At 71.7% G+C, this 14135-nt stretch carries 15 protein-coding genes; 1 reads left to right on the plus strand and 14 read right to left on the minus strand.

The genetic code is table 11. From position 1 onward, the window contains the following. A partial coding sequence (locus tag ABD357_RS39750) for an AAA family ATPase (protein WP_344396467.1) occupies nt 1-1018 on the minus strand: 1018 nt, incomplete at its 3' end. Nucleotides 1019-2018: 1000 nt separating this feature from the next. Between ABD357_RS39750 and ABD357_RS39755 the strand changes: the two genes are divergently transcribed. Then, complete coding sequence (locus ABD357_RS39755) at nt 2019-2618, plus strand: hypothetical protein (protein ID WP_344396283.1); 600 nt, start codon at nt 2019-2021, stop codon at nt 2616-2618. A gap of 220 nt (nt 2619-2838) precedes the next feature. On the opposite strand, the gene ABD357_RS39760 is transcribed toward ABD357_RS39755, so the two are convergent. From ABD357_RS39760 to ABD357_RS39820, 13 genes are all read right to left on the minus strand, one after another. Continuing rightward, nucleotides 2839-3363 (minus strand): hypothetical protein, encoded by a 525-nt coding sequence (locus ABD357_RS39760; protein ID WP_344396468.1) that lies wholly within the window; start codon nt 3361-3363, stop codon nt 2839-2841. 104 nt (nt 3364-3467) lie between these two features. Next, nucleotides 3468-6272, minus strand: a complete 2805-nt coding sequence (locus ABD357_RS39765) for an AfsR/SARP family transcriptional regulator (protein ID WP_344396284.1) — start codon at nt 6270-6272, stop codon at nt 3468-3470. A gap of 43 nt (nt 6273-6315) precedes the next feature. After that, nucleotides 6316-6765, minus strand: a complete 450-nt coding sequence (locus ABD357_RS39770; RefSeq protein ID WP_344396285.1) for a pilus assembly protein TadG-related protein — start codon at nt 6763-6765, stop codon at nt 6316-6318. Then, nucleotides 6762-7142 carry a TadE/TadG family type IV pilus assembly protein gene (locus ABD357_RS39775; protein WP_344396469.1) on the minus strand — a complete coding sequence of 127 codons (381 nt, stop codon included), beginning with the start codon at nt 7140-7142 and terminating at the stop codon, nt 6762-6764. Before ABD357_RS39775 ends, ABD357_RS39770 begins: the two co-directional genes overlap by 4 nt. A gap of 50 nt (nt 7143-7192) precedes the next feature. Continuing rightward, nucleotides 7193-7606 (minus strand): TadE/TadG family type IV pilus assembly protein, encoded by a 414-nt coding sequence (locus tag ABD357_RS39780; protein ID WP_344396287.1) that lies wholly within the window; start codon nt 7604-7606, stop codon nt 7193-7195. Between the two features lie 3 nt (nt 7607-7609). Further along, entirely contained in the window at nt 7610-7813 is a 204-nt protein-coding gene (locus ABD357_RS39785; RefSeq protein ID WP_344396288.1) for a hypothetical protein, read from the minus strand. A 63-nt stretch (nt 7814-7876) separates the two neighbouring features. Beyond that, entirely contained in the window at nt 7877-8776 is a 900-nt protein-coding gene (locus ABD357_RS39790; protein WP_344396290.1) for a type II secretion system F family protein, read from the minus strand. Further along, nucleotides 8773-9687 carry a type II secretion system F family protein gene (locus tag ABD357_RS39795; protein ID WP_344396292.1) on the minus strand — a complete coding sequence of 305 codons (915 nt, stop codon included), beginning with the start codon at nt 9685-9687 and terminating at the stop codon, nt 8773-8775. The genes ABD357_RS39790 and ABD357_RS39795 overlap by 4 nt, the downstream gene beginning before the upstream one ends. After that, nucleotides 9684-11036 (minus strand): TadA family conjugal transfer-associated ATPase, encoded by a 1353-nt coding sequence (locus tag ABD357_RS39800; protein ID WP_344396293.1) that lies wholly within the window; start codon nt 11034-11036, stop codon nt 9684-9686. The genes ABD357_RS39795 and ABD357_RS39800 overlap by 4 nt, the downstream gene beginning before the upstream one ends. Continuing rightward, a complete protein-coding gene (locus tag ABD357_RS39805; protein ID WP_344396295.1) occupies nt 11033-11890 on the minus strand; it encodes a MinD/ParA family ATP-binding protein in 858 nt (285 codons plus the stop codon). The genes ABD357_RS39800 and ABD357_RS39805 overlap by 4 nt, the downstream gene beginning before the upstream one ends. Continuing rightward, nucleotides 11887-12585 carry an SAF domain-containing protein gene (locus tag ABD357_RS39810; RefSeq protein ID WP_344396296.1) on the minus strand — a complete coding sequence of 233 codons (699 nt, stop codon included), beginning with the start codon at nt 12583-12585 and terminating at the stop codon, nt 11887-11889. The genes ABD357_RS39805 and ABD357_RS39810 overlap by 4 nt, the downstream gene beginning before the upstream one ends. A 92-nt stretch (nt 12586-12677) precedes the next feature. Next, nucleotides 12678-13226, minus strand: a complete 549-nt coding sequence (locus tag ABD357_RS39815; RefSeq protein ID WP_344396297.1) for a hypothetical protein — start codon at nt 13224-13226, stop codon at nt 12678-12680. A gap of 305 nt (nt 13227-13531) precedes the next feature. Next, nucleotides 13532-14083 carry a hypothetical protein gene (locus ABD357_RS39820; protein WP_344396298.1) on the minus strand — a complete coding sequence of 184 codons (552 nt, stop codon included), beginning with the start codon at nt 14081-14083 and terminating at the stop codon, nt 13532-13534. Nucleotides 14084-14135 lie beyond the last annotated feature (52 nt).

Genomic DNA, 14135 nt, shown 5'->3' on the forward strand with positions numbered 1-14135 from the left:
CGGCGACCGTGTCGCGGTCTTCCAGCGGGGCGATGCCGACCAGGTTGGCGAAGGCTGCCTCGGTGCCGAGCACATCGGCGATCTTCTGGAAGGCGATCAGCTCGCGTAGCTGCGGGGCCCACCCGATGTCGCCTGCCTGCTGGAGGGTGGCGAGGTTCCGGGCGATGCGTACTGCCGTCCGGTTGATCTTCAAGGCGGAGGCCAGGTCGTAGTCCGAGCCGACCTGGATCTGTACCGAGAACCGGGAGGCGAGGGCCTCGGTGAGGACCGCCCCGTGGACGCCGGGGTTGTGTCCGGCGATCACGTAGAAGCCGTCGGCTGCGGTGATCGTTTCGCCTTTGTGTGCCTTGACCTGGATCTGCCTGCGCCCGTCCATGGCCGGGTACAGGGCGGCCAGCACCTTCGGGGAGATCAGGGTGGCGTCGTCCAGGAGCAGGGCGCGGCCTTCGGTCATGGCGGTCACGAGCGGGCCGTAGACGAACTCATAACCGCCGTTCGCGTCCTGGGTGTACTCGCCGATCAGGTCGCCGACCGTGGTGTCCCCGTCTCCGGCGACCGTGATCAGGTCCGGGAAGGCCGCCTCGATCAGCGAGGTCTTCCCGGTGCCCGGCGGCCCGTACAGCAACACCGCCACACCCGCCTCGCGCAGCCGCCGCAGCGCCTCCACATCCGGCAGCTGCGCCAGTGCTCTGGGGTGGTACTGCTGCCCGTTCGGGCGGGTGATCGGCCCCGGCCGCCCGCCTGAGGGCCCGGCCGCAGGCGCCTGCGGGGCGGCCGGTCGCGGCACCCGGGGCGGGCCGCCCTGCGCGGGCTGGCCCGGTACGGCGCGCTGCGCGGCGGTGGCCGTGGTCGAAGTCGCCCGGTACATCCGGGGTTTGGAGCCGACCAGTTCTGCCTCGCCCCGGCACACCAGCGTCTCGCACGCGTTGCCGACCGCCCCGCCCGAGTGCCCGAGCTTCCTCGCCAGCTCCGTGACAGTGAACTGCGCGCCCGCGTGCGCCGCCAGGACCTGCGCGATCCTCGCGCGCAGTTCCCCCGGGCGCGCCTTCCCGCCCGCGCTGGGCGGTGAACTCACAGGCGGTGCCGGGGAGTTCGGCGTGGTGGGGGCGGTCGGCTGCGGCGCGGGGCCGGGAGGCGGGGACGAGGGTGTGGCGGTATTGGTCATCACTCAGGCCCTTTCACTGATTAACCGAGGCGTTGCCGCATTCCGAATTCAGAGGCGGCCACCCTTTTTTGGGCGCACTCCACCCGTCATCCGTTTTCGGGCGGACCCCATTGGCGGGTTTTCCATTCCCGGCCTTTCCGGGAACAATTTAAATATAGCTCGACCCGCACCCCACCTGAAGCCGCATTCCGGCTCGATAATGCTGGAATTCTCGTGAATTCACGACGCGAATTCAGGGGAATTCCCGCAGGCACGACGCAAGGCGTCGTGGACGACGGCCCGCACGACCGATTCCCAGGCGCCCACACACGCCGGCGCCCCGTCGATTCGAGTACACGCGCGAATGGGCGGCACCCGGCACGGCGGCACCCGGCACGGCGGCACCCGGCACGGCGGCACCCTCGGCTACGCCTGGGCGCCGCAGTGCTGCGCACGTATGGGGACTTGAGCCTGCTCCTGGCCAGGGCTGTACAGGGCTGCCTGGAAGCAGAGTTGATGAAATGGAAGAGTCACACGGAATGAGCGGAGCGGGGCAGGGCGCGAGCAGCAGCGCGGGATGCGCGGAGCCGGGCGCCGGCTGTCAGTAGATCGGGATGCGTTGCTGCACCGATATACAGTCGCCCTCGCCCGCCGGTGGCTGGCAGGTCCCCTGGCCTGCACCGACGTACCAGGCAGGGGCGTCGTATCCAAGCGCGCACACGGAAGCGACGGCGGATACGACACCGGATGCGACGGGGCAAACGTCAGCGGGTGTGACGGAGCGCCCGAGTTGAAGGTGGGCCCCTCCGAGCGTCGCGGTTGGCGACGAGCGCTGCGGTGATCAACGTTTGTTTCCCTGCCCTACGCTGGCGTGGTGGGTGTGGGGATAGAGGTGCTGATCGTGGACTGGCCGCGAGTGGAGGCGGCCGCGCCCGGCGACCGGGAAGAGATGCTGATCGATGCCGCCTTCGGAGAGGCGTACAGCGACGACCTCTTCGAGCACGGCTGGTCGTGGCCCGAGCAGCCGGGCGAGGACTGGTATGGCAGGTATGCCCTGCGGAACACGTTCGGCTCGTACAAGCCGCACTTCTGGGCCGGCCACCGCTGGGACCACATGCGCGACTTCGTCGAGCCGAAGGTGCGCGAGGCGCTGGACCGGTTCAACGACGCGCTGTTCTGGCACCGTCTGGAGGACACCACCGGGGTCGGTTCCGGGCTCCCGGAGCGGCCGTGCACCTGGGACGCGGATCTGTTGCTGTGGTGTCCGCCCGACCACGTGCCACTGATCGCCGGATGGTGGCGGCAGGCGGCACCCCAACTGGAAGTGGTGCGTGAGCCGTTCACCCGGCACGCTGCGGAGCCAGGCGGATGGATCACGACCTTCGAATCGTTTGCCGACCTCCTCACCGACTGGGGAGAGGTGGTCACGGAGGCAGAGCGCCGCAGCTGGGGCGTCGTTGGCCTGCGCTGCTGACCGACACCGCGGTTGACCGTTCGCGTCCCAGCGGCGGGATGAGCAGCAGCGACGCGGTGGCGCCTCGCTGCCCCCATGACCAGAACCAGGGGCAGCGCAGGGCAAGTGAGATCAGGCCCGACCGCAGCTCCCGAAGCCCCCAGGCGAGAGAGGACAGCCGCTCTGCGGGTGACGTTTTGATTCTGTTGCCGTGGCCTTCAACGGCGCCGGAGTTGCAGCCTCAGTCCTTGAAGAGAGGTTCGTAGGGCTCGCCCTCCGGCGTCAATATGAGTACGAAGTCCTTTCCGATTCCGAGCGCCACCTCCCGCAGGCGGGCCAGGACGTCCCCTTCAGGAGCAAGGGCAAGGCCAAGGGCTGCGGCGGCACGATCGCGTCGGGCGACAAGGTCCGGCATGTCCTCCAGGTACTCGGCCGCGAGCTGATGGCCTTCCTCCGCGGTGAACGTTTGGCAGTCGCGCCACCATGGGGCGACAAGCAGGAGCCGCAGGAGTTCGGGCAGGCCAATCGCAACGAGCGCCGAGCCTCCTTCAGAGTCCGCATACAGAAGAGGACGTTCCTCGGCACCTTCGCCGCAGAAGAAGAAGGTGCCCCCGGCGCCGTCGCCGGCGAACCCGTCCAGCGCGACGCCCGAGGCGAGGTGGACATCCTCGACATGGTCGCCTCGGTCCAGGTCGAAATCGCCCGGCCAAGCGAGGAAACGTGCAGCTTCGTCATGCTCGCGGACGGCAGTGATCAACGATTTCATTCGCGGAACCTTACGCCCGCCCGTGGACAAACAGCATGGGGAATCAGTCACACCGGGCCAGCCATGCCGAGCGGAGAGGAACGCAGGGGCAGTCTGCTGCGGCTTTACCGCGTCTGGCGGGAGTGGGTCCGGGGCGTGACGAGGGCCTGGGTGGCCGGTTCGGGTTCGAGGCCGAGGTCGGTGAGGTGTCGCTTGAGGCGGGTGTAGGTGTGCCGGGCGGCGTCGTGGCGTCCGGTGGCTTGGTAGAGGCGGATGGTGTGCTGGGCGAGGCGTTCGTGGTCGGGGTGAAGGGTGCTCAGGTGTTCCAGCAGCGTCAGGACGGCGTCTCGCTCGCGTGACGTGGCGTCGGCGTGTTCGGCCTGGCGGGCCAGGCGGAGGGTGACGTCGGTGGCCTTCATGGCGAGGTGTTCGCGGATCGCGTCGGCCCATAGGTAGTCGCCGCCCTGGGCGAAGGGCCCGCGGTAGTGGGCCAGGGCGTCGCGCACGGCGGACAGGGCGTCGTTCTGCATTTCTTCCCGCTCGGGGACAGCGAATGCCTTTTGCAGGTTGCTGTTGAAGTCCGCGAGGTCGGTTTCTACGAGTTCCGGATGGAGTTTGTGGAGTTCTCCTTGCAGCACGATGAATTCCTGGGCGGTGATTCCGGTCGCGGCCCGTAGGGCGCGGCGTACGGCGCGGCGGAGGTTTTTCAGCGCGTTCTGGTCGCTGCCTGGGTCGAGGTGGAGTTTGTCGGCGATGTCGGAGGCGAGGAGTCCGGTGGGGTGGGCGGCGAGCAGGGCGAGGAATTCGTGGACTTCGCTCCGCAGGTTGGTGCCGACGGGGTCCTGGTGGCCGCGGGCGTACAGGGTGATCGGTCCCAGGACGTGGAGGCGTACCGGCTTGGTCTGCGCCGGCCGCGATGCCTCGAGGGCGTAGGGCCGGGTGGGCGGGTCATCCGCCGTGGGTGCGGCCGGGGCATCGGTGTGCTCGTCGTCGGGGTGCTCATCGTCCGGGTGCCGGCTGGGGGCAGGGAGGATGCGCAGGCGGGGGCGCTGGCCGTGGGCGGTGAGGAGGACTTCGGCCATGTCGCGTCCGGCCTCGGGCGTGAGGTGGAACAGCCGGAGCGGGCTGGGGTGTTGAGCGTGGGTGTCGGGGTGGGTGGTGCCGTCGTCGGTGATGTGCCAGGAGGCGGCGCCGGGCAGCGGGGCGCCCAGGGTGAGGACGATCAGTGTGCCGGGGTGGCTGCGGGCGGCCAGTGCCTGCAGCTGTCCGGTGTGGGCGGCGTCCGGCACGGTGAGCAGGAGCAGGGTGCCCGGTCCGGTCTCCGGCGTGCTGTCGGGGATCGTCGGCCCGGTTGCCGCGGGGTCGGTGTCCTGCTCGTCCTGGGTGCGGGCGTGGGCGATCAGGTGCTGCTCGGCGGCTCGGATGGCTGCTGCGGTGTCGGCGCTCTGGGTCAGGGCCGTGAACTGGGCGGGGAGTGAGGGCAGCAGGCTCTCGGCCACGTGTTCGGGCACGATCGCCGTGACGTGCGGGGGTGCGGGGCGCCGGCGTTCGGCGGCGGTGAGGATGCCGACCAGCAGGGCGCGGGCGGCGCCCTGGGAGCCGGGACCGGTCCAGGCGCAGCCTCCGGGCCGGGCCAGCTCGTCGAGCAGGACCTCGGCGTTGTCGCGGACGCCGATGGTGACCGTGCCCGTGCTGCGGGGTTTCTGGGCTGGGGTGCGGTGGGTGACCAGGGCATCCGGGTCGGGGGGACGAGGGGGCCGGGTGGCTGCGTGGGCGGCCTGCGCGGCTTTGTCCACCAGCGGGCTCAGGGCGGGCACCTCCGCCTCGTGATTGGGCTCGCGTAGCCGGTGCTGGTGCCAGTACCAGTAGCGGCGTGCGGCCAGCAGGCCCGCCGCCGCGGTGATGCCGATCAGGCTCGCTTCCCCCAGGCCGATGGCGGCCGGGCCCGGCTCCGTGTCCGTCTTGCGGGCCGCGGTCTCATCGTGCCGGTCAGGCCCCGCAGGGGTGTGCTCACCGCCTGCCTCGTGGCCGGTGCCCGTGCCCTGGTCGGGAGTTGGCTGGGCGGGCGGCGCAGAGGGCGGGGAAGGCGTGGCATCCGGGACCGGGGCAGGCGCAGGGGTTGGCGGCGGGGTGGCGCTCGGGGCGATGGGGATGGTCAGGTGCCAGCCGGGCCTGATCAGGTCCGGGTCGGTGAGCCGGGCTCCGTCGCTTTGGACGCGGTCCTTGTTCAGCGCGTAGATCCGCGGCCATTTCAGCGCGTCGCCCATGTGCGTGTGCGCGATGTCCCACAGGGTGTCGCCCTCGGTGACCGTGTACTCGATGTGCTCGACTTCCTCGGCCTTGCCCGGCGGGCCGGGACGCTCCGGAGTGAGCCCGGCGGTCATGGCCCGCGCCGGAGCTGTCGCGGCTGCGGCAGGAGGGGTGGGCGGTTGGCCCAGGGCGGGTACGAGTGGGGCTGTCGCGGTGATATGCGTCCGTACTTCGCCCGGCGAGGAGGGCTGCTGGGCGCTGACCGTCTGCGGGCGCCACAGGCCGATCAGGGCAACCACGAGGGTGCCGATGCACAGCGCGGCCAGCGACCCCTTCATCGACAGGGCGGCCACGTGCTCATCGTGCGCGTGGCGGTCGCGCAGCAGCTGCGGAAGATGGGTCGTGTACCAGCAGGTCTCGCGGACCACGGTGGTGGCGAAGGCGGCCCAGCACACCCAGCCCACCATGGCCAGCAGGTCGGTCATCAGGGGGTCGCTGACCGGCTGCGTCAGCCGCTGGCCGAACTCGCTGAAAGAGGGGACGTGTTCGGGCCAGGGCAGGCCGGTAGCTCGCCACAGGACGTAGGGCATCCCGGCCAGCAGGGCGAGCGTGAGGGCCAGGGTGCCGCCCGCCGTGGCGGCCGCGGTCAGCCGCTGGCGCAGCGGGGGAGGGTGGTTCATCGCCGGTTCGCTCTCTTCGGCCGAAGATGGTGGTGAACGGTCCTTACGGGGTGGCGCGTTGGGCGTGTGCGGTGCCACTGGCGTGCACGGTGAGGGTGCGCAGGCCGATCAGCTGCAGGATCTGGGTGCGCTGGTGGTGGGTGACCCGGACGGTCACAACGTCGCCCTTGACCGACGCGGTGCCGCTGTCCCCGGTGGAGGCGACATGCGCGCGGGCCGCCGCTGCGGCCTTGTCGCGTACGAGCCGGACGTCGCCGCCGCGGCGCAGCCGGCCGACATCCAGCTGCTGGGCGCCGATACGGGCGGCTTCCTGCGCCACGTCCAGCGCCCGGGCCTTGCCGGCCAGGGCGAGCCCGCCGTCGACGACGATCCCGGCGAACAGCCACAGCGCGGCGAAGACGCCGACGACGAAGGCCGTGACCTGCCCCCGGTCGTCCCCGGCCGCCATCCGGGCACGGACCTGCGCCAGATGCGCTCGCACGCGTCGCTTCACGGGCTGCTCCTGAACGTGTCGACGACGGAGAAGGCGGTGCCGGCCAGGGGCAGGTGGCCGGGCATCCCGGTGCCGGTGAGATGGCCCAGGTCGGCGGTGCAGGAGACCCGTGCCGTCACGGTGGCGCCCGGCGTGAGACCGCCGGTAGTGAGACGGACACTCGGATGCGCGCAGGACGCTGTCGCCTCGCGCAGTGCCGCGCTCGCCGCCTGCTGCGCCTGGGCACGGGCATCTTTCTCGGTGCGGGCCAGCGAGGCGGCGCGGGCGGCCTGGTGGGCGGCGTCCGCCACGACCAGGCGGGCATCGGCGAGCAGCCCGAATGCCACCACGACCAGAAGGACGAGGACAAGCAGCGGCGTGACCAGCACCATCTCCACCGCGGCCGAACCCCGCTCCCCATCGCCTCGCGCGCGGCGCACCCGCCGGATCACGGCTGGCCTCCGCCGGGAGTAGTGATCCGCTCGGTGGGACCGGAGGCAGTGCCGGAGGCGTGCAGCACCAGCCCCGGGACGGGCAGCACGCGGATCACCGTCCCGTCCACCCGCACGGTGGTCCGGGCGGCAGTGCGCTCGGCGGTCACGGACGGAGCGGTCAGGACCCGGCTGCCCAGCGCGGCAAGGCTGCGCCGGGCCTGCGTCCGGCCGTCCGCTGCGGTGCCGTCCTCGACGCGGGCGGCGGCCAGGGCCCGCTGGGCGGCGTACTGGGCGATATGGCGCGCGTGCCAGACCAGCGCGAACTGCACCACCAGCAGCGCGATCAGCAGCAGCGCCGGGACGATGAGCACCAGCTGAGTGCTGGCCGCCCCACGATCACTGCGCAGCCGGCGACGGAACGCGGTCACGAACTAGCCGCCCAGGTCGATGCCGTTGGCCTTGCCCAGCACCTTGGCGGCGATGATGCCCACCACGCTCAGGGCCAGGACCGCCAGCAGGGCGGTGACCACGATGGTCTCGGTGGTGTAGCCCCCGTCCCCGTGCTCGCGGATGTGCCGGCGTACCTCGGCCAGGTGTGCGCGTACCCGGTGGGCCAGGGTGTCGAGTTGGAACATGACGGTGCTCTCTCTTCTTGGTCTCGTACCGTTGTCTTGGTCTCGTTCGGTTGGGTCGGGGCGTCAGCTGATCGACATGACGTGGGCGAGCGCCGGATAGCCGATCAGCAGCAGGAACGCGGCGAACAGCCCGACCACGGGCAGCGACATCTGCTCGGTGGCCGCCTGCGCGTCCCCGTCGGCCTCCGAGATCCGCCGTCGTCGCATGGCCCGCGCTTTCGCCGCGAGCGAGCCGCGGATCTTGGCGCCCTCGCTGCCCGCGAGGTTCAGCGTCGAGGCGAGCTCGGTGAGATCCCCCACGGCCAGCTGGCGTCCCAGATCGCCCAGGTGGGGCCAGGGGCTGGTCCGGGTGAGCTGCGCGACGTGCAGGGCGTGGCGTAGTCGCGCCGCCGCCCATCCCTGGGGTGCGGCGACGGCCTGGGCGAGGGCCTGCTGGACTCCGGCGCCACCCGCAAGCGCGATCACCGTCAGGTCCAGGACCAGGCTGAGGCAGTGGCGCATCTCGCGGCGCCGCCGCGCGGCCTGCCGGTGTACCGACAGGTCGGGGGCGAAGAACAGCACCACGGCCAGGGCGAGTGAGCCGGCCAGCGGCACCCACCAGCCCGCCGCGATACCGGCCCCAAGGCGCAGCAGCAGCGCGGCGGCCCATGGGGCGAGGAGTCCGGTCGTGGCGCAGACCGCCTTGCCCGCCAGGTGCTGCTCCTCATCTGTGCCGCACACGGCCAGGTCCGCGCGCAGCGCGAGGGTGGGGAAGCCGAGCGCCCGCACCAGCGGTACGGCGCGCTTGCCCAGCCGGGTGGCCCACTCCGCGTCGTCCGCCTCGTGCGCAGGTGACTCGGCAGGCGGTGCGGGTGTGTTGAGGGCGGTCAGGACGTCGGCCAGGGCGGGCCGGGGCGGACGCAGCCCGTAGACGAGAGCGGTCGCCCCGGCGCCGAACAGCGCACCGAGCAGCATGACGATCACTGTGCACCTCCCGGATCGGCACCCGCAGCGGCTCGGGGAGCGGCCGGGCTGATGAGGCGGACCGGCTCCTCCATGCGGCCGAGCGCGGACAGGTAGGTGAAACTGGCGGCGAACAGGGCGCCCACCACGGCGAGAACCGCCTGCCCGGTCAGCGTGTTGAAGGGGTCCAGATAGGGGCGGTTGAGGACCACGAGCCCCACCGCCATGCCCAGGGTGACGATCACCGTGACCCGCACCCCGGTACGCACGCTCGCCCGGCCGGCGTCGATGCGCTGACGCATGGCCACCTGCTCCCGCACCGACTCCGCCAACTCACCCAGCAGCGGCGCTACTTGACTGGCCTGCTGCTCGGCGGCCATCACCAGCGCGGCCACCACCACATCGGCCAACGGGTCATCGACCTCCTCGGCGAACGCCCGCAGCGCGGCCGGCAAAGGACGCCCCGACCGGACCGCGGCGGCCAGCTCCCGCATCTCGGATTCGAGCGCGGCCGGAGCGATGTCCGCAGTGGCCAGCACCGCCTGCTCCAGACCGGCCGCCGCGGACAGCGTGTCGCGCAGCATCTCCGTCCAGGTGGCCAGCGCCTCCATCCGTTCCGTACGCCGTGCCGCCTGCCGGTCCGGGCCGAGCAGACCGGGCAGGGTGAGCAGGGCGACGGTGGTCAGCACCGCAGCCACCGGCCACGTCGTCAGCGCCCCCGCGACCACCCCGGCCACCACCGCGATCACCACACGCCGCGGGGTCCAGTCCGCGGGCAGCCGCGCCGCCAGCGCACGCCACAGGCCGGGCCGCTCCTCGCACACCGCCCGCCCCACAGCGCCGTAACCGATGGCCACCAGGCCGAGGCCGCACACCATCCCGCACACCACCGCGACCCCCATCAGGGTGCCGGAGCCGGACAGGCCGCTCATGACGCCGCCCCCCACCGCTGGAGGGCGGCGCCCTGAGCGTCCAGCCCCGCCGCCACCAGGTCATGGAGGGTCTCGGTGCGCAGCGGGGTAGCGGGCACGGCGCGCCCGTCCGGGCCGGGCCGGTAGACCTCGTTGGAGACGATCTGCGCCCCGTCCGCGTCGATGACCTCGCGCACCGAGTCGACGACCCGGCGCCCTGCCGCGTCCCAGCCCAGGTGCACGACGAAGTGGACCGCAGAGGCCACCATCAGGTTCGTCGCCTGAAGCGTGAGCCGTTCCGGGGACTGCGCGGCGTAGGAGGCAAGTTTGGTGAACACCCCGCGCGAGGTGGAGGCATGGATGGTGGACAGCGAACCGTCGTTGCCCTGGCTCATGGCGTTGCACATCGGGATGACCTCGGCCCCGCGGATCTCGCCGACGATGACCCGGTCCGGGGACATGCGCAGCCCCCACCGCACCAGTTCCGCCTGGTCGATGCCACCCTGGCCCTCGATGTTCGGCTCACGGGCCTGCATCGCCACCACGTTCGGATGCGCCACAGCATCGGCGTCCAGGCCGAGTTCGAAGGTGTCCTCGATCGTCACCAGCCGCTCTTCGGGCGGGATCTCGTGCGCGAAGGCCCGCAGCACGGTGGTCTTGCCGACATTAGTGCCGCCGCCGATCACGATGTTCTTACGCGCCCGCACCAGCGCCCTCAAAAACGCGGCGAGCTGCTCGTCGCACACGCCCAGCCGCACCAACTCCCCCATCGAGGCGACCGGGAAGCGATGACGGCGGATGGTCAGCGACACCCGCCCGGCCACCGCCATCACCGCGAACAGCCGCGACCCGTCGGGCAGTTGCAGGTTCAGGCGGGGCATGCCCCGGTCGAAGCGCCGCTCCTCATCGCCCGCGCGGGCCGCGAGCGTGCGGACCAGTTCCACCAGCTCCGCATCCGAGGCGGCCACCGGACTCTCCCGGCGCCAGGCCCCGGCCGCGTCCTTGACCCACACCACATCGCAGCCGTTGACGCAGATGTTCTCCAGCGACCCGTCGGCCAGCAGCCGCTCCAGACTGCCGGTGCCGAACAGCGCGTCCCTGACCGCCTGGGCGATCCGCTCCTCGGCCACGGCATCGAGCACCGCCCGGCCCTGAGCCAGGGCCTGACGCCGTTGCGCACCCAACTCCTCCGCCAACAGCCGTCCCACGGTGGCACGACGCGCCATCTCATCCTCCGCCGGCAACCCCGCCGCTTCCCGCTCGCCCGCGTACGCCGTCAGCCGGGCCGCCACCCGCTGACGCACCAGCTGCGCCAGCTCCCGTTCACCGCCGCCGGGCACCGCACCCGACGCCATCAGCTGCTCGCTCATGATCCGCTTCCCTCGACTCCCGGTACCGGAACCAGACCGGTCCGGCCCTGCCCCATCAGCCGCGTCCCGTCGTCCTCGCTCACACGACTGCCGTCCATGTCCCGAGTCCTGGTCTCGCCCGCCTGCGGCCCGGCCAGCCGACGGGCCAAGGTCCGTGCGGCGGTCATCAGCGGTGGCGGCCGAAACCCGGCGGTGCGCCGCCCGCCGTGCTTGGGGCGGTTCATCGCGGCCACGCTCCTGGCGTCCCAGGGAAGGAAGAGCACCGGCTCGATGCCGAGCGTCTTCTCGATCTCTTCGGCCGGGTACGGGCACGGCCCGACCACGGCCAGCGTCAGCCGCCCGGCATACGCGTCCACGTCCAGTCCGTACGCGGACACATGGGTCAGCGGCTCCGCTCCGCCCCGCGCCACCAGCACGACCTGGCCGGCCGCCTCCAGCAGCGGCTCGACGTCCTCGGTCAGGCGCCCCACATCCAGCAGCACCGTGCCCCGATCGTTCTCGTCCCCCAGCAGCACGCGCCGCCCGGCCTCGGCGGCCAACAACCGCACGGCCTGACGGCACGGACCGCGGCCCGGCACCGCGACCACCGCCCGCACCCCGCAAGGGAGTTCGCTCGCCGCCCCGAGCAGGGAGCCCGGGTACGGCTTCCCGGCCGCCGCCGCGACATCCAGCAGCGAGGGAGCCGTCGGCAGACCGAAGCGGATCATGAGGTCACCGCCGGAGGAGTCCGCCTCCACCATCACCGGCCGCACCCCGCCGTCCGCCTCCGGCGGCCACACGGCAGCCACTGCCAGCGCCGTCGTCGTCACCCCCGGCGCGCCCGTGACCGACCCGAGAACGACCAGCCGCCTCACGGCGCTTCCCGCCCCTGCGCGGGAAGCACCACCACACGCGGATGCTCCAGCTGCGCCGCGCGCCGCGCCGCCCCGGTCTCCACCAGCACCGTCACCACCCGCGGCCCGCCCGCCGACTCCGCCGCTCGCACCCCCGTCACCGTCCCCGCCACCGCCGAGACCGCCTTCTCCTCCGCCTCATCGCTTACCGCTCCGGCTCCGGCACCGTCCGGGCCGGGAAGGACCGCGACACGTTCCCCACGAGCAAGATCCGGTGGCGCACCGCCCGGCTCCACCGCGAGCGCCACCTGCGAGAACCCCTTCGGCGGGAAGTCGGCCCTCGCGCCCACCTGTCCGGGTGCCAGCAGCGACCCGGCCAGCAACGGCACCCGCGCCTGCCGCCCCAGCACCGTGCCCCGATCCGCAAGCGGCACCACGCCCGCGTCCGCCGCCACCTCCACCACACGCAGATCGCCCGGCTTCAGCACCCGCCCGGCCGGCACATCGCGGGCCAGCACCAAAACCTGCTCCCGCTCCCCCGCCGCCTGCGCGACCAACGTGAAGCCGACCGCCGAGACCACCACCGCCCCCAGCCCGGCCCACGCCCAGCCCAGCCTGCGCCGCCGGGCACCCGTCACCGCCGGCCGCTGCTCCGGACCCGACCCACGCGCGCCCGGCACCTGGAACCCGCCGCCCTTCAGGGCCGAAGAAGACATGGAGGTACCCACAACTCACCTCACGATCAAGAGAATTCCAACGTCCACTGCCCGGGCCCGCCCCGTACGGGCCGCTTAATCACTCCGAGCCGTCAGCGCGTGACGACGGCCTGCACCTCGTCCACCACCAACTGCCGCTCGGCACTCATCACCAGCCCCGGCACCACCCCGCTCTCCCCAGCCCCCTGCCACTCGACGTCCCAGGTCACCTGCACCGACACCGTGTACGCCTTGCCCGGCGCGGACAGCGACGCCCGCCGATAGGTGTAACCACAGTCCGGCGACGACGCCTTGGGGCTGTACGCGTCCGAGTACGGCGTCCCCGGCCCGTCACACACCACCGTGCCGCCCTCACCCATCGACCACACCGCCTTCCGCGGCCGGGCCGTCGCCGTCACCTCCACCCCAGGGACCTGCGCCTTCGCTGTCTCCGGCCCCCAACTGCCTTCCTCCACCCACATCCAGGTCGGCACGTGCACCACCTGGACGAAGTCCTCATCAGGGCTCGTACGAATTACCGGCTCAGGCAATTCGAGCCGCTCGACCGCCTGTTGGGCCACAGCCTCCACAGGGATCTGCTCCCCGTCCGCTCCCGCGTCGGGTTCCTTCTTGTCTCCGTCGAAGCGCGGCAGAATGCCCATACCGTTCCCCAGGCCGTACTCCCACCCGTCCGAGGTCACCGTCGGCGGCGCGACCGGTCCACCGCCTCGGCTACCTCCGCCGCCTCCGCCGCGGGTACCGCTACCGCTCCCGCCAGAAGGAGCAATTCCCTTGCCACTTCGCGATGGTGTCGTACGGGAAGCCTTGAGATCGCACCCCTTGCCCGTGCACCTCAGCCCGGTGCCGTTGCCGAATCCATCTCCTGCCGACGCCTTGGGCGCAGCCAACAGGCCGGTCCCGAAGATGGCCAGTGCGACAGCAATCGGCAGGCTCGCGCTGCCGCGGCTCACTCCAAGCACGTCCCCACCTCGTCGATGTACAGCGACTCGACCAGCCACCGGTCCTTGTGCTTGCCGACCGTCGCGTCGACCCGGTGATGCCCGCCGGGTACGTCGTTGTTGAGGGAACCGTCCTCCGTGTACTGGAGCCAGTGGGAACCGTCGGCGCAGTCCTGGATGACGACCTTCGTAGCCCCGCCCTCTGTGACCACAGGTGCGAACTTCGGCTGTCCCTTCGTCACAACACCTTGCTTCTTGTTTTCCCGCATCATGTGGCGCAGCAGCTCCAGCGCGCCCTCGTTCGCGTGATCGTCGAGCTGCGGGTGCTCGGCATCCGATGTCCGCGCCGCGACCACCAAGTCGTCCCACATGGCCCGGTAGGCGTCGAGTGCTTCCGCGCGCTCCGCATCCGGCGTACGAGACACCGTCGTCTCGGTCGTCCCCTTGGGTAGCGCTCTGGCGTCTGACGAACCGTCCGTGCAGCCCGCCAGCAGCAGCCCTGTGATCACCGAACTCACCCCTGCCAGAAGCAGATTGGCTCGCCGCCACGCCTTCACCATCCCCCACTTTCCGTCACCTTTTACAGCTGGGCAACCACTCTAAGTGACAAGA

Source organism: Streptomyces vastus (assembly GCF_039532825.1).
In the GTDB taxonomy this organism is placed as follows: Bacteria; Actinomycetota; Actinomycetes; order Streptomycetales; family Streptomycetaceae; genus Streptomyces; species Streptomyces vastus.

Excerpts from the sequence above, each read along its gene's own strand:
- ABD357_RS39760 (WP_344396468.1), bottom strand. The coding sequence starts at position 3,363 with ATGAAATCGTTGATCACTGCCGTCCGCGAGCATGACGAAGCTGCACGT.
- ABD357_RS39795 (WP_344396292.1), bottom strand. The coding sequence starts at position 9,687 with ATGAGCGGCCTGTCCGGCTCCGGCACCCTGATGGGGGTCGCGGTGGTG.
- ABD357_RS39815 (WP_344396297.1), bottom strand. The coding sequence starts at position 13,226 with ATGGGCATTCTGCCGCGCTTCGACGGAGACAAGAAGGAACCCGACGCG.
- ABD357_RS39765 (WP_344396284.1), bottom strand. The coding sequence starts at position 6,272 with ATGAACCACCCTCCCCCGCTGCGCCAGCGGCTGACCGCGGCCGCCACG.
- ABD357_RS39810 (WP_344396296.1), bottom strand. The coding sequence starts at position 12,585 with ATGTCTTCTTCGGCCCTGAAGGGCGGCGGGTTCCAGGTGCCGGGCGCG.
- ABD357_RS39785 (WP_344396288.1), bottom strand. The coding sequence starts at position 7,813 with ATGTTCCAACTCGACACCCTGGCCCACCGGGTACGCGCACACCTGGCC.
- ABD357_RS39800 (WP_344396293.1), bottom strand. The coding sequence starts at position 11,036 with ATGAGCGAGCAGCTGATGGCGTCGGGTGCGGTGCCCGGCGGCGGTGAA.
- ABD357_RS39820 (WP_344396298.1), bottom strand. The coding sequence starts at position 14,083 with ATGGTGAAGGCGTGGCGGCGAGCCAATCTGCTTCTGGCAGGGGTGAGT.